21 protein-coding genes and 1 riboswitch are annotated in these 22,597 nt (G+C 72.1%); of the genes, 6 read left to right on the top strand and 15 right to left on the bottom strand.

Going from position 1 to position 22,597, the window contains the following annotated elements; genetic code table 11:
- Positions 1–32: 32 nt before the first annotated feature.
- Genes nusB through P3X83_RS29985 form a run of 3 tightly spaced genes read right to left on the bottom strand, consistent with a single transcriptional unit; the run spans position 33 to position 2,120 of the window.
- Positions 33–443, bottom strand: a complete 411-nt coding sequence (gene nusB / locus P3X83_RS29995; RefSeq protein ID WP_277308627.1) for a transcription antitermination factor NusB — start codon at positions 441–443, stop codon at positions 33–35.
- Positions 443–1,003: an elongation factor P gene (efp, locus tag P3X83_RS29990; protein ID WP_277308626.1), complete on the bottom strand. Its 561-nt coding sequence runs from the start codon at positions 1,001–1,003 to the stop codon at positions 443–445. Before efp ends, nusB begins: the two co-directional genes overlap by 1 nt.
- A gap of 37 nt (positions 1,004–1,040) precedes the next feature.
- On the bottom strand, positions 1,041–2,120 hold the full coding sequence (locus P3X83_RS29985) for a Xaa-Pro peptidase family protein (RefSeq protein ID WP_277308625.1): 1,080 nt from the start codon (positions 2,118–2,120) through the stop codon (positions 1,041–1,043).
- 166 nt (positions 2,121–2,286) lie between these two features.
- On the opposite strand from P3X83_RS29985, the gene P3X83_RS29980 reads away from it, so the two are divergent.
- The gene (locus P3X83_RS29980; RefSeq protein ID WP_277308624.1) at positions 2,287–4,176 is read left to right on the top strand and encodes a glycoside hydrolase family 9 protein; all 1,890 of its coding nucleotides are present in this window, start codon (positions 2,287–2,289) and stop codon (positions 4,174–4,176) included.
- A 153-nt stretch (positions 4,177–4,329) separates the two neighbouring features.
- Here P3X83_RS29980 and P3X83_RS29975 read toward each other — a convergent pair whose 3' ends face one another.
- Entirely contained in the window at positions 4,330–5,370 is a 1,041-nt protein-coding gene (locus P3X83_RS29975) for an LLM class F420-dependent oxidoreductase (RefSeq protein ID WP_277308623.1), read from the bottom strand.
- Positions 5,371–5,514: 144 nt separating this feature from the next.
- On the opposite strand from P3X83_RS29975, the gene P3X83_RS29970 reads away from it, so the two are divergent.
- Positions 5,515–6,429, top strand: a complete 915-nt coding sequence (locus tag P3X83_RS29970; RefSeq protein WP_277308622.1) for an endonuclease/exonuclease/phosphatase family protein — start codon at positions 5,515–5,517, stop codon at positions 6,427–6,429.
- Here P3X83_RS29970 and P3X83_RS29965 read toward each other — a convergent pair.
- The 11 genes from P3X83_RS29965 to P3X83_RS29915 form a co-directional block, all read right to left on the bottom strand.
- Positions 6,405–7,037 carry a nucleotidyltransferase family protein gene (locus tag P3X83_RS29965; RefSeq protein ID WP_277308621.1) on the bottom strand — a complete coding sequence of 211 codons (633 nt, stop codon included), beginning with the start codon at positions 7,035–7,037 and terminating at the stop codon, positions 6,405–6,407. The genes P3X83_RS29970 and P3X83_RS29965 overlap by 25 nt on opposite strands.
- The gene (locus tag P3X83_RS29960; protein ID WP_277308667.1) at positions 7,030–8,166 is read right to left on the bottom strand and encodes an XdhC family protein; all 1,137 of its coding nucleotides are present in this window, start codon (positions 8,164–8,166) and stop codon (positions 7,030–7,032) included. The genes P3X83_RS29965 and P3X83_RS29960 overlap by 8 nt, the downstream gene beginning before the upstream one ends.
- On the bottom strand, positions 8,159–9,232 hold the full coding sequence (locus tag P3X83_RS29955) for a VWA domain-containing protein (RefSeq protein WP_277308620.1): 1,074 nt from the start codon (positions 9,230–9,232) through the stop codon (positions 8,159–8,161). The genes P3X83_RS29960 and P3X83_RS29955 overlap by 8 nt, the downstream gene beginning before the upstream one ends.
- A gap of 152 nt (positions 9,233–9,384) precedes the next feature.
- On the bottom strand, positions 9,385–10,275 hold the full coding sequence (locus tag P3X83_RS29950; protein ID WP_277308619.1) for a MoxR family ATPase: 891 nt from the start codon (positions 10,273–10,275) through the stop codon (positions 9,385–9,387).
- Positions 10,276–10,384: 109 nt separating this feature from the next.
- A complete protein-coding gene (locus P3X83_RS29945; protein WP_277308618.1) occupies positions 10,385–10,837 on the bottom strand; it encodes a PH domain-containing protein in 453 nt (150 codons plus the stop codon).
- A gap of 185 nt (positions 10,838–11,022) precedes the next feature.
- Positions 11,023–11,490, bottom strand: a complete 468-nt coding sequence (gene ribH, locus P3X83_RS29940) for a 6,7-dimethyl-8-ribityllumazine synthase (RefSeq protein ID WP_277308617.1) — start codon at positions 11,488–11,490, stop codon at positions 11,023–11,025.
- Positions 11,487–12,707, bottom strand: a complete 1,221-nt coding sequence (locus P3X83_RS29935; RefSeq protein ID WP_277308616.1) for a bifunctional 3,4-dihydroxy-2-butanone-4-phosphate synthase/GTP cyclohydrolase II — start codon at positions 12,705–12,707, stop codon at positions 11,487–11,489. The genes ribH and P3X83_RS29935 overlap by 4 nt, the downstream gene beginning before the upstream one ends.
- The gene (locus P3X83_RS29930) at positions 12,704–13,354 is read right to left on the bottom strand and encodes a nicotinamide mononucleotide transporter family protein (RefSeq protein ID WP_277308615.1); all 651 of its coding nucleotides are present in this window, start codon (positions 13,352–13,354) and stop codon (positions 12,704–12,706) included. Before P3X83_RS29930 ends, P3X83_RS29935 begins: the two co-directional genes overlap by 4 nt.
- The gene (locus P3X83_RS29925) at positions 13,351–13,959 is read right to left on the bottom strand and encodes a riboflavin synthase (RefSeq protein WP_277308614.1); all 609 of its coding nucleotides are present in this window, start codon (positions 13,957–13,959) and stop codon (positions 13,351–13,353) included. Before P3X83_RS29925 ends, P3X83_RS29930 begins: the two co-directional genes overlap by 4 nt.
- Positions 13,960–13,964: 5 nt before the next feature.
- Positions 13,965–15,053 (bottom strand): bifunctional diaminohydroxyphosphoribosylaminopyrimidine deaminase/5-amino-6-(5-phosphoribosylamino)uracil reductase RibD, encoded by a 1,089-nt coding sequence (gene ribD, locus P3X83_RS29920; RefSeq protein ID WP_277308613.1) that lies wholly within the window; start codon positions 15,051–15,053, stop codon positions 13,965–13,967.
- Between the two features lie 114 nt (positions 15,054–15,167).
- Positions 15,168–15,298: riboswitch (FMN riboswitch) on the bottom strand.
- A gap of 69 nt (positions 15,299–15,367) precedes the next feature.
- The gene (locus tag P3X83_RS29915; RefSeq protein ID WP_277308612.1) at positions 15,368–15,982 is read right to left on the bottom strand and encodes a response regulator; all 615 of its coding nucleotides are present in this window, start codon (positions 15,980–15,982) and stop codon (positions 15,368–15,370) included.
- 233 nt (positions 15,983–16,215) lie between these two features.
- On the opposite strand from P3X83_RS29915, the gene P3X83_RS29910 reads away from it, so the two are divergent.
- The 4 genes from P3X83_RS29910 (at position 16,216) to P3X83_RS29895 (ending at position 22,593) form a co-directional block, all read left to right on the top strand.
- Positions 16,216–18,333 (top strand): SpoIIE family protein phosphatase, encoded by a 2,118-nt coding sequence (locus P3X83_RS29910; RefSeq protein ID WP_277308611.1) that lies wholly within the window; start codon positions 16,216–16,218, stop codon positions 18,331–18,333.
- A 274-nt stretch (positions 18,334–18,607) separates the two neighbouring features.
- Positions 18,608–19,615, top strand: coding sequence for an ABC transporter permease (locus tag P3X83_RS29905; protein ID WP_277308610.1), 1,008 nt, complete (start codon positions 18,608–18,610; stop codon positions 19,613–19,615).
- Positions 19,616–19,665: 50 nt separating this feature from the next.
- Entirely contained in the window at positions 19,666–21,450 is a 1,785-nt protein-coding gene (locus tag P3X83_RS29900; RefSeq protein ID WP_277308609.1) for an ABC transporter substrate-binding protein, read from the top strand.
- A gap of 165 nt (positions 21,451–21,615) precedes the next feature.
- Entirely contained in the window at positions 21,616–22,593 is a 978-nt protein-coding gene (locus P3X83_RS29895; protein ID WP_277308608.1) for an ABC transporter permease, read from the top strand.
- Positions 22,594–22,597 lie beyond the last annotated feature (4 nt).

Below are 22,597 nucleotides of genomic sequence, written 5' to 3'. Positions count from 1 at the left end.
CGCCGGGGAGCGCCCTTCCCGTCGCATCGGGCTCACAGGCTGAGGCTCGGCTTGAGCTCCTTGAACCTGGCCAGGATGCCGTTGATGAACTGCGGAGACTCGTCGGTCGACAGCTCGGAGGCCAGATGGACCCACTCGCTGATCACGACTCCCTCGGGGACGCCGGGCATCCACAGCAGTTCGTAGGACCCGCCGCGCAGCACGTTGCGGTCGACCGCCGGCATGCGGTCCAGGCTCCAGCCCTCGGAGTAGGTCGAGATCAGCTCGTCGATCCGGGCGCGGTGCCGCACCACGCCCTCGACCAGCGTGGCGGTGTACTCGTTGACGGGCGGCTCGGCCCGCTCCAGCCGCTCGGCGAGGATCTTGCCGGGATCCTCACCGCGCAGCTCGGCCTCGAAGAGGATGTCAAGTGCTCGGCGCCGGGCCTTGCCCCGAGCTGTCATCAGGCGCGGCCGAGGTAGTCGCCGGTGCGGGTGTCGACCTTGACCTTCTCGCCGGTGGTGATGAACAGCGGCACCTTGATCTCCGCGCCGGTCTCCAGGGTGGCCGGCTTGGTGCCGCCGGTGGAGCGGTCGCCCTGCAGGCCCGGCTCGGTGTGCGAGACGGTCAGCTCGACGGCGGCGGGCATGTCTACGTAGAGCGCCACGCCCTCGTTGAACGCCACCGTGGCCAGCATGTTCTCCAGCAGGTAGTCGGCGGCCGAGCCGACGGTCGCCCTCGGCACCTGGACCATGTCGTAGGTCTCGGTGTCCATGAACACGAAGTCGTCGCCGTCCGGGTAGGAGTACTGCATCTCACGCTTGTCGACGTTGGCCACTTCCACCTTCACGCCGGCGTTGAAGGTCTTGTCGACGACTTTGCCGGACAGGACGTGCTTGAGCTTGGTGCGCACGAACGCGCCACCCTTACCGGGCTTGACGTGCTGGAACTCCACGACCGTCCACAGCTCGCCGCCGTCCAGCCGAAGCACAATGCCGTTCTTGAGGTCGTTGGTCGTCGCCACTCGCTTGTCTCCTGCGTACGGCTGCCGCCCCCGCTTGTCACAGGATCAGCAGCTCTCTGGTCGTGTGGGTGAGGAGCTCCGGTCGGTCGACGCGTGCCACGAGCGTGTCCTCGATGCGAACCCCGCCCTTGCCGGGAAGGTAAACCCCCGGCTCGACGGTGATCGGAACTCGATCCTCTATCCTACCGGGCTTGCCAGGGCCCAGAAACGGCACCTCGTGGATCTCCAGGCCGACGCCGTGCCCGAGACCGTGGCCGAAGTGCTCGCCCCGCCCTGCCGTTTCGATGACCTCGCGGGCGCTCGCGTCCACGTCGTGGACGGTCGCGCCGGGCTTCACGGCGTCACGTCCCGCGCGCTGCGCGGCGCGCACCAGGTCGTACAGCTCGCGCTGCCAGCCGGCGGGCGCGCCGACGGCGACCGTCCTGGTCATGTCGGCGTGATACCCGGCGTGCAGGGCGCCGAAATCCATGGTGACCAGCTCCCCGGCGGCCACCGGCCGGTCGGTGGGCGTGTGGTGCGGCACGGCGCCGTTCGGACCGGCGGCGACGATCGAGTCGAAGGCGGGCCGGTCGGCGCCCAGCTCCAGCATCCGCCCCTCCAGCATGCGGGCGATCTCGCGCTCGGTGACGCCGGGCCTGATCGCGCCGAGCACGTCGGCGAACGCCTGGTCGGTGATCGCGCAGGCGGTGCGGATCAAGTCGATCTCCTCCTCGTCCTTCACCACCCGCAGGCCCTCCACCAGGCCGGAGACCGGCTCGGGAGCGCCCGCTCCGGCACTCGCCCCCTCCTCGGCGATCCTGAGGAACTCGGCGACCGGCATGTGGTGGCCCTCGACGGCCAGCCGCGCCGGGTCGGCGAGCCGGGCGAGGGCGCCTGAGGTGTCCCGCTCCAGGACGACCCGGATGTCCGCGCAGACCCGCCGTGCGGTCTCGATGTAGCGCAGGTCGGTGGCCAGCGCCGCCGTGCCGTCGGCGTGCAGCAGCAGTGCGGCGTTCGTGCTGACCAGCCCGGTGAGGTAGCGGACGTTGACCGGCTTGGTGACCAGGAGCGCGTCGGCGTTCACCGCCGGGAGCAGCGCTGCCGCGCGCTCGCGTCGTTCGGCATGGTTGGCGGGCATGCGCCGAATGTACGGCACGTCACCCTGGTAGGGGCAGGCACCCTTCCGTACCTGGTATCACGATGGGGGATGACAGGGGGTTTGACCCTGCTCCCCCGGCCCGACTAGCGTCCCCGTGCAGCACAGAGCAGGTATCACACCCCGAGATCGATCCGATGGAGCGCCGATGAGTCGCCGCCTGCCCGCCGTCGCCGCGCTGTCGGCGCTGATGCTGTGCGGCCCGGGGGTCCAGCCGGTGGCCGCGAGGGCGCAGGCCGCGCCCGCCGGGCACCTGCGGGTGAGCCGGGCGGGGTTCGCGCCCGCCGAGTCCAAGCACGCGTATCTGATGACCGGGAAGCCGGGAGCCGGGCCGTTCACCGTCCAGGACCGGAACGGCCGGGTGGTGCTCGCCGGGCGTACCGGCCGTGACCGGGGCGCCTGGAACTCCAGATATCGCCACGTGTACGACCTCGACCTGTCGGGGGTCCGCACGCCCGGCGACTACCTGATCAAGGCGGGCCCGGCCCGGGCACGGTTCCAGGTGGCCCCGGCGCCGGGCGTCCTGCCGGCCGGGCGGATCCTCACGTTCTTCACCGGCCAGCGCGACGGGGCGAACGTCCCCGCGGGGCCGCTCGGCCGCCGTCCCGCCCACTTGCGCGACCGCTCCGCCGCGGTCTACGAATGGCCGCGTTTCGCCGGACGGGAGAGCGACCAGATCAAGGGCGCCCTGCGCCCCGCCGGCGGCCCCCGGGTGGACGTCGAGGGCGGCTGGTTCGACGCGGGCGACTACCTGAAGTTCACCCACATCATGGCGTACGTGGACACGCTGATGTGGGCGGCCAAGCGAGACGGCGGAGCCGCCGCCGACGCGCGGCTGGGCGCGGAGGCCGCGCACGGGCTCGCCTGGCTGGACAAGATGTGGGACGAACGGACCCGCACGCTCTACATCCAGGTGGGCATCGGCGCGGGCGACAAGGCCGGGACCTTCGTCGGCGACCACGACGTCTGGCGGCTCCCCCAGGCCGACGACGCCGACACCGGCGAGGACCGGCGCTTCATCCGCGACCGCCCGGTCTTCCGCGCCGCACCGCCGGGAAAGCCGATCAGCCCGAACCTCGCCGGGCGCACGGCCGCCGCCTTCGCCCTGGCCTCCCAGACCGAGCCGGACCCGGCACGGGCTCGCGACCTGCTCTCCAAGGCCGCCTCGGTGTACGCGTCGGCCCGCACCACGCGGGTGGGACGGCTCGTCACGTCCCTGCCGTACGCGTTCTACCCCGAGAGCGCCTGGCGCGACGACATGGAACTCGGCGCGGCCGAACTGTCCCTCGCCGCGCTGCGCCTCGGCGACCTCCGCGCCGGCGAGTGGCTCGCGCAGGCCGTCCGCTGGTCCGAGGAGTACCGCGAACACGAGTCCGGCGGCGACACCCTCAACCTCTACGACGTCAGCGCCCTGGCCCACGCCGACCTGATCCGCGCCCTCCGCCTCAACGGCCCGTCCCCCTCCTCCCCCGAGGTGGTGCGGGGGCTGGTGGCGGACCTGCGGGGGCAGGTGGAGCGCGGGGCCCGGCGAGCGGCGCGGGATCCGTTCGGGGGCGGGGCGCGGTACGACGACTTCGACGCGGTGCCGCACGCGTTCGGGCTGGCCGCGACGGCGCGGCTCTACCGGGCGGTCACCGGCGACGAGCGGTACGACGGCTTCGCCGGGCGGCAGCGGGACTGGGCGCTGGGAGCCAATCCCTGGGGGGTCTCGTTCGTGGTCGGCGTCGGCGGTGACGGCGAGCGCTGCCCGCACCACCAGGTGGCGAATCTGACCGGGCGCACGGCCGTGGGCGCGGTGGTCAACGGGCCGAACGCCACCGAGCAGTTCGCCGACGGCCTGGATGAGCCCTTCGAGGAGATGAAGCCGTGCCCGGCCTCCGGCGTGGACGCGAACCGGGAGTTCACCGGCCACGGCGCCCGCTACGTGGACGACGTCCGCGCCTGGCAGACATCGGAACCGGCGGCCGATTTCGCCGCCGTGGGACTCTACGCTCTGACCGTAATGTCCAACGATTCACTGACTTTTGAAGATGACTGAAAGTCAAGTGCCCGGTGGGATATGTTGGGCACCGCCCCGGTGGCCGGACCCCGCCCTTCCTCCCTGACGGGTGTGCCGCCGTGGACCCCCGTGCCCCCACGCACGGCGGCCCCCGCCCCCGCACTTCCGGGGGCGGGGTTCCCGGTCGCCGGCTCAGCCGGCCAGTTCCTTCACCCGCTCGATCAGCTTGACCCGCTCGGCGCGGGTGTCGGCGATGGGCGTGACGTTGATCGTGGTGACGCCCGACTCGCGCATCGCCGCGATCCGGTCGCGGACGAACCCCTCGGGGCCGATCAGCGAGATCCTCTCCAGCAGGTCGTCCGGCACCAGCGCGGCGGCCTCGTCCTTCTTGCCCTCCAGGTAGAGGTCCTGGATCCGCTCGGCCTCCCGCTCGTAGCCGTAGCGGCGGGCCAGGTCGTTGTAGAAGTTGCGGCCCCGCGCCCCCATCCCGCCGATGTAGAGGGCCAGCGTCGGCCGCACGAGGTCGCGCAGGCCGGTCACGTCCTCGCCGATCGCGAGCGGGGCCTGCGCCACGACGTCGAGCGTCCCCAGCTCGGGGTCGCGCCGCGCGGCGCCCTCGGCGAGCGACGCCCCCCACACGTCGGCGGCCTTCTCGGGCAGGTAGAAGATCGGCTCCCAGCCCTCGGCCAGTTCGGCGGCCATCGCCACGTTCTTCGGGCCGATCGCGGCCACCACGATCGGGATCCGCGCCCGGAGCGGATGGTTGATCAGCTTGAGCGGCTTGCCGAGCCCGGTGCCCATCCCCTCCGGCAGCGGCAGCGTGTAGTACCGCCCGTCGTACTCCAGGCGCTCGCGCCGCCAGACCTTGCGACAGATCTCGATGACCTCGCGGGTGCGGGCGATCGGGGCGGTGTACGGCACGCCGTGGAACCCCTCGATGACCTGCGGCCCCGAGGTGCCGATGCCCAGCACGAACCTGCCGTCGGACACGGAGTCGAGGCCGGCCGCCGTCATCGCCAGCAGCGCGGGCGTGCGCGTGTAGATCGGCAGGATGCCGGAGGCGATCAACAGCCGTTCGGTCTTGGCGGCGATGTAGCCCATTTGGCTGACGGCGTCGAAGCTGTACGCCTCGGCCACGAAAACGATGTCGAGCCCGGCCCTCTCATGATCCGCGAGTTCTGCCACCGTCTCCTTGAATCCCTTGGAATACCCGAGGGCCATACCGATGCGCATGCCGGCGATCCTCCTGAAGCACAGAATCATGTTCGGTTCTGTGTCAGGGTATCCGTCGTGTGTCGGCCTGACGACGGCAGCACCCACCTCATAGCCTTACCCATTCCGGGTAGAGACGGCGCGGGCCGGGCGGACGGGGAAGGTGTGCTGCTGAAGAGGACGATCATGGTGGTCGCCGGTGTCGTCGCGCTGTTGCTGGGCGGTCACCGGCTGTTCCCGGACCTCGGCGGTGTCATGCCCGTCGTGGAGAGCCTGCTGCCCTGGCTGGGCGCCGCGGTGCCCGTGCTGCTGCTGGCGGCCTGCTGCACCCGCTGCTGGCGGCCCATGGCGGCGTCGCTGGTCCCGGCGGCCGTGTGGGGCGTGATGTTCGGCCCGGCCCTGCTGCGCAGCCCGCCGGGCGGGCCCAGCGACCTTTCCGTCGCGACGCTCAACGTGGGCGCGTCCAACGGCAGGCCCGGCGCGACCGTGCGGGCGGTGGCCGGCGGGCGCGACCTCGTGGGCCTGCAAGAGATGACCCGGCCGGCGCTGCGGAAGGTCAGGGCCGCGCTCGGCGCGGACTACCCGAGCAGCTACACGGTGGGCACGGTCGGGCTGTGGAGCCGCCATCCCATCGCCTCGGCCCGCCCCATCGACGTCGGCCTCGGCTGGGATCGCGGGCTGCGCGCGGTGGTGCGCGCCCCCGGCGGCGACGTGACGGTCTACGTCATGCACCTGGCCTCGGCCAGACCGGGCCACACCGTGCGCCGCGACCAGACCCTCGACGCCGCCAGGCGGCTGGTGGAGGGCGACCGCAGCGAGCACCTGCTGCTCCTCGGCGACCTCAACACCGCGACCACCGACCGGCGGCGCAGCGGCCTGGTCCCCCCGCTGGAGGACGCCCAACTGGAGGCGGGCACCGGCTTCGGCTTCACCTGGCCCGCCGGCTTCCCCATCACCCGCCCCGACCACATCCTCTACCGCGGCCTCGCCGCAACAGAGGCCTCGGTCGAACCCGCCCCCGGCAGCGACCACCGAGCGGCCACCGCAGGCCTACGCTATGACCCGGTGTCCGGCGGCTGAGCGGCGCGCCTGGCCGTGCCGCCGGTGAGGGCGGCGAGGTCTTCGGGGGTGTCGATGTCGGCGGGGTCGGCGATGTCGTCGCAGGGCACGCGGGTCACCAGGGTGGCGTTGGCGCGCAGGTAGCCCCGCGCCCCGGCGTCGCCGGTGGCAGACCGCGCGACGGCGGCCATGTGCTCGCGGGTGATCAGGACGGGGTTGCGGGGCGCGCCGCCGTATGTGGCGACGGCCAGGACGGCTCCCGCCCGCGCCGCCTCGACCAGCCGCGTGACCGCCTCGGGGCCGATCCCGGGCTGGTCGACCAGTGTGATCACGACCCGTCCGGCCTCGGACGGGAGCGCGTCCAGACCGGCCCGCAGCGAGGAGCCCATGCCGGTGCTCCAGTCTGGGTTGTGCACCACGACCGCCCCCTCGACCGGGACCCGCGCCGCGCCCAGCACGACCACCACGGGATGGCACCCGGCCTCCCGCAGCACCCGCACACCCCGATCGACCAGCCGCTCCCCCGCGAACTCGACCCGCGCCTTGGGCACGCCGAGCCGCGAGCCCGCGCCGGCCGCCAGCAGCAGCCCCGCCGTCGGATCGCCGGTCGGCACCGGCCGCTCAGCCATCGCCGTGGGCATCGTGGGCATCGAGGGCATCGAGGGCGTCGCCGTGGATGCGGCCGGTGGTGTCGGTGAGCGGACGGCCAGAGCCGCCCCAGCGGAGTTGGATCAGCTCGGCGGCGATGGCCACCGCGGTCTCCTCCGGGGTGCGGGCGCCGAGGTCGAGGCCGATCGGTGAGCGCAGCCGGGCCAGCTCCGCCTCGGTCATGCCCGCCTCGCGCAGCCGCGTGAGACGGTCTTCGTGGGTGCGGCGCGAGCCCATCGCGCCCACGTACCCGGCGTTGGTGCGCAGGGCCACCTCCAGCAGCGGCACGTCGAACTTGGGGTCGTGGGTCAGCACGCAGATCACCGTTCGCTCGTCGACCGCGACCGTGGTGAGGTAGTCGTGCGGCCACTTCACCACGACCTCGTCGGCCTCGGGGAAGCGCTTGGTGGTGGCGAACACCGGCCGGGCGTCACAGACCACGACGTGGTAGCCGAGGAACTTACCGACCCTGGCCACGGCGGCGGCGAAGTCGATGGCGCCGAAGACGAGCATTCTGGGGGCCGGGGCGAAGGACTGCACGAACACCGACAGGTCGTCGAGCCTGCGCTCGCCCTGCCCGCCGTACCTGCGGACGCCGGTCAGGCCCTGGGCCAGCATGCCCCGGGCGTCGTCGTCGATGGCGGCGTCGAGACGGTCGAGGCCGAGCGACCCGGACGCGCGGCCCGGCCAGATCACCCGGCGGGCGCCCACCCGGCCCGGCCCGGAAAGCACCGTGGCGACGGCCACCGGCTCGCGCGCGGCGATGGACTCGGCGACCGCCCCCAGCTCTGGGTAGGTGTCGCGGGAGACCGGCTCGACCAGGATGTCGATGATGCCGCCACAGGTCAGGCCCACGGAGAAGGCGTCGTCGTCGCTCACGCCGTAGCGGCGCAGCACCGGCTCGCCGGAGGCGGTGACCTCCTCGGCCAGCTCATAGACCGCGCCCTCCACGCAGCCGCCCGAGACGCTGCCGACCGCCTCGCCGCCGAGCACGGCCATCGCCGCACCGGCCGGGCGCGGGGCGCTCCGGAACGTTCCCACCACGGTGGCGAGGCCGAACTTCTGCCCCTCGGACCACCATCTGACTATTTGAGTGAGCACGTCACGCATCCGCGAGCCTTCCTGCGAGTTCCTCATACGCGGCGAGGCTGTGGCCTGCCACGAAGTCGTCCAGATACGGCAGCGCCGCGCGCATCCCCGCGGTGAGCGGTTCGTAGCCCGCGTGCCCCTTGTGCGGATTGACCCAGATCACCCGGTGGGCCAGCCGGGACAGGCGGGCCATCTGGGCGCCCAGCAGCGTCGCGTCGCCGCGTTCCCAGCCGTCGGAGGCGATCACCACGATGGCGCCGCGTCCGTGGTGCGAGGCCAGGAACTCCTTCAGCTCCTCGCCCAACCGGGTGCCGCCGCTCCAGTCGGGGATGGCGGCGGACACCGCGGCCATGGCGAGGCCGGCGTCGCGGTGGCGCATCTCGGCGGTCAGGCGGGTCAGCCGGGTGCCGACGCTGAAGACCTCGGTGGCGCGCGGCTCGGATCGGACCATGGCGTGCGCGAAGCGCAGCAGGGTGTCGGCGTAGGGGGCCATGGAGCCGCTGACGTCGATCAGCAGCGCGACGGCCCGGGGGCGCTCGCGGTGGGCACGGCGGCGCAGCAGCGCGATCTCCCCGCCCCGGCGCAGCGCCTCCCTGACGGTGCGGCGCTCGTCGAGCGCGCCCCGGTGGGAGGGGGCGAACCTGCGGAAGGTCCGGCGGGCGCGGCCGGCGCGCAGCAGCGCGAGCATCCGGTGCACCTCGGCCCGCTCGGCGGCGCTGAGCGCGGCCACGTCGCGCCTGCGCAGGTACTCGGCGTCGGTCGCGGCGACGGCCATCGGCTCGGCCTCGCCCGCCTCGCGGCCCTGGGAGCCGTCGGCGGAGACGGTGTGCCGGGTGATCGTAACGGTCGGCGGGACGGCGGGCGCCCGCCCGGGCCACGCCCCGCCGAAGTAGGCGGCGAAGCACCGGTCGTATCGGGCGAGGTCGTCCGGCGAGGCACAGAGCGTGAGCCGACCGGCCCAGTAGAGGTCGCCCGGCTCGGCCGCCCCAAGGACGGCGGCGGCCCGCACCATGTTCTGCGCCCGCTCATGATCGGCCCCCACCCCGGCCGCCCGCAGAGTCCTGACGAACCCAACGAGCGCCCCCACAACCCGCCCCCCGTCTCCATCGGAGACGCCGCCACCGTGAGAGTGAATGGAGCGGTCACTCATGACCCGCCACCCCGCGCCGATCGGCCGGCCGCCGCCTCCCGGCTCCGAAGGTCGGCGCGCCGGTCGCCGTCGCGGTGCGGACGGTGGGGTCACTCATGGCGCAGGAGTCCGGTGCGAAGGACCGTGGACTGGTCGTCGCGGTGTTTGAGGAGAGCGCCGAGGGTGGCGGCGGCGAGGTCGGGGTCTAGGTCGCGGGCGCCCAGGGTGAGGAGGGCCTCGGCCCAGTCGAGGGTCTCGGCGACGCCGGGGGGCTTGACGAGGTCGGCCGTGCGCAGGCGGCCCGCCGCCGCGGCGACCTGGGCGGCCAGGGCGGGGCCGCAGGCGGGGAGGCGGCGCAGGAGGATGGCGACCTCGCGGTCGTAGGAGGGGTGTTCGAGCCAGTGGTAGAGGCAGCGGCGCTTCAGCGCGTCGTGGACCTCGCGGGTGCGGTTGGAGGTGACGACGACGACCGGTGGGGTCTCGGCGCGGATCGTGCCCAGTTCGGGCACGGAGATCGTGTAGTCGGAGAGGATCTCCAGCAGGAACGCCTCGAACTCGTCGTCGCCCCGGTCGATCTCGTCGACCAGCAGCACACTGGGCTGGGTCTCCAGCGCGGCCAGCAGCGGCCTGGCGATCAGGAAGCGGCGGTCGTAGAGCTCGCCCTCCAGCGCGGCCGGATCGGTGGCCCCTGCCGCCTCGGCGGCCTTGAGGTGCAGGAGCTGGCGCGGGAAGTCCCAGTCGTAGAGGGCCTGGGCGGCGTCGAGGCCCTCGTAGCACTGCAGCCGGATCAGCGGGGCGCCCAGCACGGCCGCGAGGGTCTTCGCCAGCTCGGTCTTGCCGACCCCGGCCTCGCCCTCCAGGAACAGCGGCCTGCGCATCCGCAGCGCCAGGAAGCAGGCGGTGGCCAGGCCCTCGTCGGCGAGGTAGGCGTGGGCGTCGAGGAGTTCGGCGAGCCCGGCGGGGGACTCGATGGCGGAGACGGTGGTGGTCGCGCGCGGCACCTTCTCAGGCTACGCGCGCTCGCGCGGAGCGGGGCGAAGCCCGCCGTACCTGTGGATCTCGGCGCGCTCAAACGCGAAACCCTGTGGACGAACACCTGCAAGTTGCAGATCAGGGCTCTCCGGCCTCGCCGCGCTCGTGGATGAGCGCGGTCAGCTCGGCCACCTGCCGCCGCGCGCGCTCCTTCTCCGACCCCTGGATGCCCATCGCGCCCACGGTGGAGCCGTCCGCGAAGTCGATCTTCGCCCACGGCTCGCCGTCCACGAGCGTGACGTCGAGGACCTCCGGCCAGGTGTAACTGTGCGTGCGCAGCGCGTTGACCAGGGTGACCCCCCTGTCGTCGGCCTCGACGCGGCATCGCCCGAGCAGGTGCAGGACCCCCGCGAACACGCACCCCAGGATGACCATGAACGCCTTGTCCGCGAGACCGAAGGGCGCGGGCAGCGCGATCGCGAGGACCACCGATCCGATGATCGCCGCCGCCGCGAAGCCGTACGCCACCAGCCGCCCTCTGCGCGGCCGCCACGTGACGGGCAGGCTGGGCGGGGTGACGATCTCAGACATCTGCGGCGCTCCGTCGTCGCGGGAAGCCGTCGCACGGGCGCGCGGGCCCGTGCGACGGCAAAGACGCAAGGCAACCTACCGCACACCCTCGGCGGTCTCGCGGATCACCTGGGCTTTCGCGCCGGCCGTGTTCCCCCGCGTGACCTCCGGGCCGGAGCCTCGGCCGTCACGCCGGGCACGGACGCCTATCCGCGCAGGTCACGCAGGATCAGCGCGGTCTCCAGCGCGGCGACGGTCGCCTCGTAGCCCTTGTCCTCCCGGCCGCCCGGCCCGGACCGGTCCGTGGCCTGGTCAAGGTCGTCACAAGTCAGCACCCCGTTGCCGACGGGCGTCTCCTCGTCCAGCGCGATCCTGGTCAGCCCGGAGGTCACCGAGTCGCAGACGTAGTCGAAATGCGCCGTCTCCCCGCGGATCACCGCGCCCAGCGCGACCACCGCGTCGTGGGTGCGCGCGAGGGTCTGGGCGACCACGGGGATCTCCAGCGTGCCCGCCACCCGCACCACCGTGGGGCGCGCGTCGCTGTCGTGCGCCGCCTGCACGGCCCGCTCCACCAGCCGGTCGGTGACCTTCTCGTGCCACCGGGCGGCCACGATGCCCACGCTCAGCCCGCCCGCGCGCACGGCGTGGGCGTCAGGGCGTCCACCGGAACTCATCGGATCTCCATGGGAATGTCGTGGCCGAGGCGGTCGCGCTTGGCCATCAGGTACTTCCTGTTGAACGGCGTGACGGCGGGCGGCATCGGCTCGCGGCCCAGCACCTTGATGCCGTAGCCGTCCATGCCCCGCGTCTTGGCCGGGTTGTTGGTGAGCAGCCGCGCCGACTTCACGCCCAGGTCGGCCAGGATCTGCGCGGCGTTGGAGAACTCCCTGGCGTCCACCGGCAGGCCCAGTTCCACGTTGGCCGAGACGGTGTCGCTCCCGGCGTCCTGCAGGCTGTAGGCGCGGAGCTTGGCCAGCAGGCCGATCCCCCGCCCCTCGTGCCCGCGCAGGTAGACGATGACGCCGCGCCCCTCGGTCGCGATGGCGTCCATGGCGGCGTCGAGCTGCACGCCGCAGTCGCAGCGCAGCGAGCCGAGCACGTCGCCGGTCAGGCACTCCGAATGCGCCCGGACCAGGACGTTCTCGCCTCCGGCCAGGTCGCCGTAGACGAGCGCGAGGTGCTCGCCGCCGTCCAGCGCGCTGGCGTAGCCGTAGGCCCGCCACTCGCCGTGCCGGTTGGGCAGCGCGGTCTCGGCGACCCTGGTCACCATCCGCTCGGTGCGGCGGCGGTGGTCGGCGAGGTCCTCGATGGAGATCAGCGCGAGGTCGTGCTCGTCGGCGAAGGCGCGCAGCTCGGGCAGGCGCTTCATGGTGCCGTCGTCGTTGACCACCTCGCAGATCACCCCGGCGGCGGGCAGGCCCGCCATGACCGCGAGATCGACCGCGGCCTCGGTGTGGCCGCGCCGCGCGAGGACGCCGCCCTCGGTGTAGCGCAGCGGGAAGATGTGCCCGGGGCGGATCAGTTCGTAGGGCTCGGTCGCGGAGTCGCACAGGGTGCGGATGGTCTTGGCCCGGTCGGCCGCCGAGATGCCGGTGGTCACCCCGTCGCGGGCGTCCACGCTGACGGTGTAGGCGGTCCGCATCGGCTCGCGGTTGTCGAGGACCATCTGCGGCAGCCCGAGCCGGTCGAGCTCGGTGCCGCGCATCGGCACGCAGATCACGCCGCTGCCGTACCTGATCGTGAAGGCGACCAGCTCGGGGGTCGCCTTGGCGGCGGCGAAGACGATGTCGCCCTCGTTCTCACGGTTCTCGTCGTCCACGACCACGACGGGACGGCCGTCCCTGATGTCGGCCACCGCCCGCTCGACCCGGTCCAGTTCGATGCCTCTCATGCGCTTACCACCTTGTCCACCGGCGCCGCCGTACCGGCCCGGTACTCCCGCATCCAGGTAATGAATCCCACGGCGACGAGCACGAGGAAGACCCCGTAGACGATGCCGGATACCACCAGTCCGCCGCCGAACGCCAGCGGCACGCCCACCACGTCCACGAGCACCCAGATCCACCAGAAGTCGATCAGGGCCCGTCCTTGGGCGAAGGTCGCCACCGCGCTGCCCACGAAGATGTAGGCGTCCGGCAGCGGGTTCCAAGAGATCTCGAACAGGTTCTCGTTCACCAGGTGGAAGACCAGCGCGACCACGAAGGTGGCGGCGACCATGACGCCGATCAGCGCGGTGCGCTCCCGGGTCGTGCCCGGGCGGACGGCCAGCGTGCGCCGTTCCCGCATGCCGCGTGACCACTTCCACCAGCCGTACACGGCCAGCGCGCCGAACATCACCTGCTTTAGTGCGTTTCCGGTGATGTGGGCGCTGATCGAGGCGGCGAACAGCAGCACCGCCCCGGTGAGCTGGACCGGCCAGGTCCAGATGGTGCGCCGGATGGCCAGCACCACCGTCGCCAGGGCGCACAGGTTGCCCGCCAGGTCGGCCCACACCACGTGCTGGCCGAACAGGTCGAAGCCCGCCGTGGCCCAGGTCATGCCCGGACCTCCGGGCGGTGCGCGACGGTCAGGCTCTCGACGTACTTGGCGATCACGTCGACCTCCAGGTTGACCGGGTCGCCCGGTTCCCGCAGGCCGAGGGTGGTCAGGTCCAGGGTCGTGGGGATGAGCGCGACGGCGAACTCGCCGGGCCCCAGGGCGGCCACGGTTAGGCTCACGCCGTCCACCGCGATCGACCCTTTTTCCACCACATAGCGTGCGATGTCGTCGGGGAGGGAGACGCGGACGTCGTGCCAGTGCTCCCCCGGTTCCCTGGACAGCACCACGCCCGTGCCGTCCACGTGGCCCTGCACGATGTGGCCGCCGAGCCGCGCGTCGGCGCGCACCGCGCGCTCCAGGTTCACCCTGGAGCCCCCGGTGAGCCCGCCCAGCGTGCTGCGCCGCAGGGTCTCGCGCATCACGTCGGCGGTGAACACGTCGCCGTCCAGGCCCGCGACGGTCAGGCAAACGCCGTTGACCGCGATCGACGCCCCGTGGACGGCGTCGCCGGTGACGACCGGCCCGCGTACGGCAAGCCGCGCGGCTTCCCCCCGCGTCTCGACCGCGACCACTTCGCCCAGTTCTTCAATGATTCCGGTGAACATCTCCTTCAGTTCTCCTCACTCGGCGCCGGCCGGGCGACGACCCGCAGGTCGGGCCCGACGGCGGTCACTTCCTCATAGACCAGCCGGTGTGCCCGCCCGATCGTCCGCACCCCGGCCGGGCCGAGGGCGGCGGCACCGGCCCCGAGCAGCGCGGGGGCGAGGTAGCCGACCACGCGGTCGATCAGTCCTTGCTCCATGAAGGAACCCGCGAGCACCGGCCCGCCTTCCAGGAACACGCCGACAATGTCTCTTTTGTGGAGTTCGGTGAGGAGCGCGCGCAGATCGAGGCGCCCTCCGGCCGCGCGCGGCAGCCGTAGCACCTCGGCGTCGCCCAGCGGCCCCGGCGCGGCGTCGGCGGCCACCGCGACCAGCGTGGGAGCGTCGTCCGACAGGACCCTGGCGCCCGGAGGGGTGCGTCCCTCGGAGTCGACGACCACCCGCAGCGGCGGCCCGGACGGGCGCGGCAGCGGGGGACGCGCGGTCAGGAGGGGGTCGTCGGCCAGCACCGTGCCGATCCCGGCGACGACGGCGTCGCTCCTGGCCCGCAGCCGGTGGACATCGGCCCGCGCCTCGGGCGAGGTGATCCATTTGCTGGTGCCGTCGGCGGCGGCCGAGCGGCCGTCGAGCGTGGCGGCGAACTTCCAGGTCACGTGGGGACGGCCGTGGCGGATCCGGACCAGCCACTCGGCGTTCCCGGCCTCGGCCTCGCGCTCCAGCAGCCCGATCTCGACGACCACGCCGTTCGCGCGCAGCCGCGCGGAGCCGCCCGAGGCGACCGGGTTGGGATCGGTGGCGGCCACCACGACCCGGCGCACGCCCGCCCGCAGCAGCGCCAGCGTGCAGGGCCCGGTGCGGCCGGTGTGGTCGCACGGTTCGAGTGAGACGTATGCGGTTCCGCCGCGCGCCCGCGCGCCGGCCTGGGCGAGCCCGGCGACCTCGGCGTGAGGGCCGCCCGCGTGGGCGTGGAAGCCCTCGCCGGCCACCTGCCCTGCGGAGTCGAGGATCACGCACCCGACGACCGGATTGGGACTCGTCGTCCCGAGCCCGCCCGCGGCGAGCTCGATCGCGCGGCGCATGTGAATGAGATCGCTCACCCTCTGCCCTCCTCCTCGCCATCGGCTGACGAGCCGTGGCGGGCCCCGGGGCTTGCTTCGAGGGTGCGCGTGAACACACCTTGGCACGGCGAGCGCGCCAAGGCACGCCGCCGCTCGCGTGCCGCCTCCCATCCGGACTCTCACCGTCGGTCCCGGAATTTCACCAGGTCCACCGGCCGATGGATTCGGCCGGGTCGCGGACTTTCACCGCCGGTTCGGAATTTCACCGACCCCGGAGCACGCTCGCTCTTCCTCCAGTGTGCCATGCGCGCCTAAAGCGCGCGCCAGGGGTGGCCCCCATCTCGACCAGGGCTCTAGCCGGACGGGGTCTCCAGCAGCGCGGCCAGCGAGTTCACCCGCGCGGCCAACTCGCGCAGGGCGAGGTCGTGCCCCCGGCACGGGGTCGCGCCGAACACGCCGAGCTGCCGCTCCACGGCCGTCAGCCGGGCCCCGAACTCCGCGTAACGGCCCGGCTCGCCCTCGCCCACGGCCGCGCGGGCGGCCAGGCGCCGCATCGTGTCGGCCTGCTCGCGCAACTGGCGGTTCTTGCGGTGCAGGTCGATGAACACGCTGACCTTGGCGCGGAGCACCCAAGGGTCGAACGGCTTGCCCAGGAAGTCGGCCGCCCCGGCCGAGTAGCCGCGGTAGGTATGGTCGCGATCGCCCTCCGCACCCGTAAGGAAGATGATCGGGACGTCTTTCGTCTCGTCGAGGCGCTTGATGTGGGCGGCGGTCTCGAAGCCGTCCATCCCGGGCATCAGGACATCGAGCAGCACCACCGCGAACTCACGCCGCAGCATGGCCCGCATCGCCTCCTGACCGCTCCCCGCGCGGACCAGGGGCAGGCCGAGCGGCGTCAGGATGGCCTCCAGCGCCACCAGGTTGGTCTCCTGGTCGTCGACCAGCAAAACCGCCTCCGCGCCCGTCACGCGCGGCCCTCCACCGCGCCGGCGGAGCGCTCTGCGGCCCCGCCGGGGCCGGGCGGCGACGGACGGGCGCGACCCGTGAGACCGACTTGACGAACCTCAGCGGCCGGGGGGCCTGCGGATACCGATGTGGATTTCATGTCGCCATCTCAGTGACTCTTGCGGTACGAATGCTCTCAGCCTGTCACCCTAGGCGTGAGAGGGCAGCCACATCGAGTGACATTTTAGGAGAGGCCGTGAAGATTCCACTCGAATCACGGGCCGCCTTCCCGAATCTGCCCAACACCGCCGCCGCGGCACGCCGCTTCGTCCGGCGGACCCTCGCCGAGTGGGGCCTGTGGGATCCCGTCTCCGCGGAAACCGGGGAGGGCGGCGAGACGCGCGACCCCGACGGCACCGCCGCCGACATCGAGCTGCTCACCAGCGAGCTGGTCACCAACGCCCTGGTCCACGCGGGCACCGGCCTCGACGTGGTGTGCCGCTGCGAGCCCGGCGCCTGGGTGTCGGTCGAGGTCGAGGACCGCCATCCCACACGCACCGTCCCCGACGCGCCGCCCCGGCGCAAGGACCTCGCGCGCGGCCGCGGCGGGCGGGGCCTCGCGCTGACCCGGGTGATCGCCGACGCCTGGGGCGTCACCTACGCCCGTTCCCGCAAGACCGTGTGGTTCCGGATCGACCTGCGCGGGGCCGCCGCCGCCCCGGCTCCGCCCGCCATGATCCCGCCCGCCCCGGCCGAGCGCGAGGAGACCACCGACGCCTGGCAGCGCCGCCTGCGCGACACCCTGGAGGGCGGCGGCCAGGTGACCGACCTGCTCGACCGGGTGGCGCAGGTCGTCTCCGGCATGTTCGGCGGCGACGCGCACATCCTGCTGACCGGCGCCGACGCGGCCCACCTCGACCTCGCGGCCTCCTCCGCCGGGGCGTCCGCGCCGCCCAGGCGGGTGCCGTCCGGCGAGGCGTTCCAGCGGCCAGGGGCCGTGGTGCTCGACCCGCCGGGGGTGCGCGCCTTCGGCGGCTCGGCACGCAGCGCGGTCGTCGCGCCGCTGCTCACCGGCGGCCGGACGGCGGGCGCCCTGGTCCTCGTCTCCGCCCGCGAGGAGGCGTTCGGCGAGCCCGCCGCGCGCGCCCTGGAGCCCGTCGCCGACCGGGTGGCCGCGACCCTGGAGCGCGCCTGGCTCGCCGAGGCCGAGCGCGCCCACCGGGGCGGCCTGTCCTTCCTGGCCGAGGCCAGCGACCTGCTGTCCGGCATCCTCGACGAGCGGCTCATCGCCGCCCTGACCGCCCAGCTCCTGGTGCCGAGGGTGGCCCCGTGGTCGGCGGTCTACCTGACCGGCCCGGAGGGCGCCCGGCTGGCCCACGTCTGCCACGCCGACGAGCGGCGCGTGGACGACGTGCGAAGGCTGCTGCCCGCCGGGGCGCTGCCCGCGGGAGCCGTCCCCGGCATGGCGCTGAGCCTGCCGATCCGGGTCGGCCCCGAGCTGGTCGGCCTGCTGTTACTCGGCGGCGGGCGCGCCCCGGACAGCGGCGTCGTCCGCCTGGCCGAAGACCTCTGCCGCAGGGTCGGGCGGGCCGTGCACATCGCCCGCCGCTACACCCGGGAGGCGGCGATCTCCAGCATGCTGCAGCGCAGCCTGATGCCCGCCAGAGACGCCACGATCCCCGGCGTCGAGTGCGCCATCGTCTACGAGCCCGCGGGCCCGGACAGCAGCGTCGGCGGCGACTTCTACGACGTGCACCAGGCCGGGCAGGGCGCGTGGCGGTTCGCGCTGGGCGACGCCTGCGGCCACGGCCCGGAGGCCGCAGGGGTCACCGGCATGGCCCGCACCACCCTGCGGCTGCTCGCCAGGGAGGGCTACGGCATCGCCGCCACGCTGGGCAGGCTCAACCGCGCCCTGCTGGACGACGACGGCGACCGCGACCAGTTCCTCAGCCTGGTGTACGGCGAGCTGCGCCCCGCCGCGGGCGGCGGGGTGTCGTGCACCATCGCCTGCGCGGGCCACCCGCCGCCGCTGCGCATGCTCGCAGACGGCAACGTCAGCCGCATCGCCACCCAGCAGATCCTCGTCGGCATCACCGAGACCCCGGGGTTCTTCGCCGAGTCCTTCCTGCTGCGCCCCGGCGACACGCTGGTCTGCGCGACCGACGGCGTGACCGAGCGCAGGCACGGCGGGCGCCAGCTCGACGATGACGACGGCCTGGCGATCCTGCTGTCGCACTGCCGCAGGCTGGGCGCCCGGGAGATCGCCGAGCGGCTGCGCGACGCCACGCACGCGTTCTCCCCCGACGCACCGATCGACGACATCGCGCTGCTGGTGCTGCAGCCGCCGCACACGCCGCGGCCCGGCGGAGCGTGACCGGAAAATACCCCGGACGATTTGTCATTGACGTGTCATGACCGTGTCACAAATCCGTGAATAACCGCTTGCAGCCTTGTTTTAGTGTGCCTCACAGCGGCGGCCCAGGTCAACGAATATGTGACTACAAGCAGCTATACTCTTTACAACGAAATTAAGGAAGCGGAGCATTTTTCCGATTAGCCGTTGATTTTTCGCGGTCGCGCTTGCGATGGTTTCCGGTAGCCGGGATTCGTACCGTTCCCCGGCATCCGACCTGGGAGTCCGCGCGACGATGACCATGCCCGCACCGGCCATGCCCGAGGCGACCGCCGAGCCCACCGGGCGTCCGGCCGACCCGACGACCGCCGGCCGTTCGCCCGGTCAGCTCATGTGGCTGCGGTTCCGCCGCGACCGCGCCGGGGTGATCTCCGCGTTCGTGGTGCTGTTCTTCTTCCTCGTCGCGCTCACCGCGCCACTGATATCGGCGCTATATGGAAAGGACCCCTACGCCCAGTACGGCCAGGATCGGGAGGGCCTGCTCAACGAGTACGGTTACCCGTTGTTGCCGAATGGTGGCATCAGCTCGGAATTCTGGTTCGGCCTGGAACCCGGCCTCGGCCGCGACGTTTTCATGCTGCTGGTCTACGGAATCCGGACCTCGCTGCTCATCGCCGGCGCCGCCACCCTGCTGACCACGCTGATCGGCGTGGTGGTGGGCCTGGTCGCGGGTTACGCCGGCGGTAAGACCGACTATCTGATCGGGCGCGGAATCGACATCCTGCTCTCGTTCCCCTCGGTCCTGTTCTTCATCGCGTTCATGCCGGTGATCGAGACGGTGTTCGTCTCACCGAACGAGGAGACCCCGGTCTGGCTGCGCGCCGTCTCGCTGATCAGTGTGCTCACCCTGTTCGGCTGGGCGACGATCGCGCGCCTGCTGCGGGGACAGGTGCTCTCCCTGCGCGAACGGGAGTTCGTGGAGGCCGCTCGGGTGACCGGGGCGTCCCCGGCGCGGATCGTGTTCAAAGAGCTGCTCCCCAACCTCTGGACGCCGATCATCATCCAGGCGACCCTGCTGCTCCCGGCCTTCGTGACGGCCGAGGCGGGGCTGTCCTTCCTGGGCGTCGGCATCGTCGAGCCGACCCCTGACTGGGGCCGCCTGATCCAGCGGGGCGCCGAGGTGTACCGCGACGACATCACGTTCCTGATCTTCCCGGGCCTGTCCCTGGTGATCTTCGTGCTCGCCTTCAACCTGCTCGGCGACTCCGTCCGGGACGCGCTCGACCCCAAGACGCGCCGGTGACCCGAGCCGTACGACCTGATCGACAAGACCTCCCGGTAAGGAAGGAAGAGATGAGATATTCCCGCAAGCGGGCGTCCTCGGCCATCGCGACGCTGGCCGCCGGCGCGCTGGCGCTGTCCGCGTGCGCCCAGGGGGGCGGGGGCGGCGGTCCCGCCAAGTCGGCCGCTTCGCCGAGCAAGTCCCAGGACGCCCAGGCGATCAGCAAGATCAGCGTGGGCACCGCACAGGACTCCACCGGCCCGGCGGCCCCGGAGCCCGGCGCGGTCAAGGGCGGCACGGTCAACATGATCGACCGTGACGACTTCTCACATCTGGACCCGGCGCGGATCTGGCTGAACTACAACGCCATGGCGTCCAAGCTGTTCACCCGGCAGCTCACCGAGTACAAGATCGCCACGGACGGCGGCATCAAGCTGGTCGGTGACCTGGCGACCGACTCGGGGACCACCGAGGACGGCGGCAAGACCTGGAAGTTCACCCTGAAGGACAACCTGAAGTGGCAGGACGGGTCGCCGATCACCAGCGCCGACATCAAGCACACCTTCGAGCGGATCTACGCGCCGTTCACGCCCGAGGGCCCGGCGTACGCCGAGGAGTGGCTGCTGCCCGAGGGCAAGAAGTACACCGGCCCGTATGACGGCGAGCACCTGGACACCATCGAGGCGGTGGACGACAAGACGATCGTCTTCCACCTGAACTCCGTCCACCCGGACTTCAACTTCACCGTGGCGATGACAGGCTACGGCGCCGTGCCCAAGGAGCAGGACACCAAGGAGAAGTACGACAAGCAGCCGTTCTCCTCCGGCCCCTACAAGATCGTCAGCCACATCACCGACAAGTCCATGGACCTGGAGCGCAACGAGCACTGGGACCCGGCCACCGATCCGATCAGGAACGCCTACCCGGACAAGTGGCACATGGAGTTCGGGGTGCAGCAACTGCAGTCCACCGACCGCTTCATCGCGGACAACGGCCCGGACAAGAACACGATGACCTTCCACAACCCGGTGGCCACCGAGCGTATCCAGCAGGTGCTCGCGGACCCGGAGGTCATGAAGCGCAGCATGCAGGGGCTGACGCCGTTCACCACGTTCTACAACATCAACACCACCCGGGTGAAGGACGTCAAGGTCCGCCAGGCGATCATCACGGCGTTCCCGATGCAGCAGGTCCGCCAATTGCAGGGTGGTGAGCTGGGCCTGGGTAAGTACGCCAGCACGATCATCAGCCCGACCGTGCTCGGCCACGAGCCCTTCGACCTGTACGGCCAGCTCACCAAGCCGCAGGGCGACCCCGAGAAGGCCAAGAAGCTGCTGGCCGAGGCCGGGCAGGCCAACCCGACCGTCGTCTACGCCTACAACCAGACGCCGGCTCAGGAGAAGATCTCGGTGGCGATCAAGACCGGGCTGGAGAAGGCCGGTTTCAAGGTGGTCGCCAAGCCGCTTAACGCCGCCACCTACTACGACGCCATCGGCAAGGTGGACAACCCTTACGACGTGTACTGGGGCGGCTGGGCGACGGACTGGCCGACCGGCTCGACCGCGATCTCGCTGACCTACGACGGCCGGAAGATCGCCGACCAGCAGGTCAACTACTCCCACCTCAACGACCCCGAGGTGAACGCGGCCATCGACAAGGCCAACGCGATCGCCGACCCCGCCGAGGCGGGCAAGGCCTGGGCCGCGCTGGACAAGATGATCATGGAGCGGGCCCCGATCGTGCCCGAGAGCTACAAGGCGTACTTCGGGATCTTCGGCTCGGGCCTGGGCGGCGTGCGGTTCGACCCGATCCAGGGCCAGCAGTCCCCGACCAACGTCTACGTCAAGCAGCCGTGACCGTTCACGCGGCGGCGGCGCGCTTCCCGTCCGCCGCGTGAACCCTTCCACACCCGGTGGGCGGGCGGCCCGCCCACCGGGTGAACCGGGCGCCCGCGCCCGTCCCGCGAGAACCCCACGCCCGGCGGGCGGAGCCCTCCGCCGCACGGGCCCACCGGAGACTCCATGTACCGATTCCTGATCCGCCGGATCCTCGGCGCAGCGGTGATCCTGCTGATCATCAGCGCCGTCACCTACTTCCTGTTCTTCGCGATTCCCAGGGACCCCGCCGCGTTCGCGTGCGGCCGGATCTGCACGCCGGAGAACCTCGCGCTGGTCCGGCGCAATCTGGGCATCGACGAACCGGTCTTCCTGCAGTACTGGCACTGGCTGGTCGGCGTCTTCGTGGGCCGCGACCTGACGTACGGCCGCTGCGACGCGCCGTGCCTGGGCTACTCGTTCGTCAACCAGCAGCCCATCTTCGAGGCCCTGGTGGACCGCTTCCCCACCACGCTGTCGCTCACCTTCGGCGCGGCCGTCGTCTTCCTGGCCTTCGGCGTCGGGATGGGCATGATCGCCGCCGCCCGGCAGGGCACCGCGGCCGACAAGATCGCCAGCTCGGCGTCGCTGATCGGCGCCTCGATGCAGATCTACTTCGTCGGCGTGCTGGCCACCTGGATCCTGGTGGACCAGCTCCAGATCATCGAGCGCCCCACCTACACCCCGCTGACCGAGAACCCGTTCCAGTGGTTCAGCGGGCTGCTGCTGCCCTGGCTGGTGCTGTCGATCATCTTCACCGCCAACTACACCAGGATGACCCGGTCGTCCATGGTGGAGCAGCTCGGCGAGGACTACGTGCGCACCGCGCGGGCCAAGGGCATGGCGGCCAGGACGGTGTTCCTGCGCTTCGCCTGGCGCGGCGCGATGGGGCCGGTGATCACCATCTTCGGCGTCGACCTGGGCACGCTGCTCGGCGGCGCGATCATCACCGAGCAGACCTTCAGCCTGCACGGCGTCGGCGAGCTGTCCATCAAGGCCGTGATCAACCAGGACCTGCCCATGCTGCTCGGCGTGGTGCTGGTGGCGGCGACGGCCATCGTGCTGTTCAACATCGTCGTGGACGCCGCCTACGCCTTCATCGACCCCCGCGTCCGGCTTAACTAGGAGC

It is taken from the genome of Spongiactinospora sp. TRM90649 (genome assembly GCF_029382225.1).
GTDB lineage: Bacteria > Actinomycetota > Actinomycetes > Streptosporangiales > Streptosporangiaceae > Spongiactinospora.
This window is presented reverse-complemented; position numbering and strand designations above follow the sequence as displayed.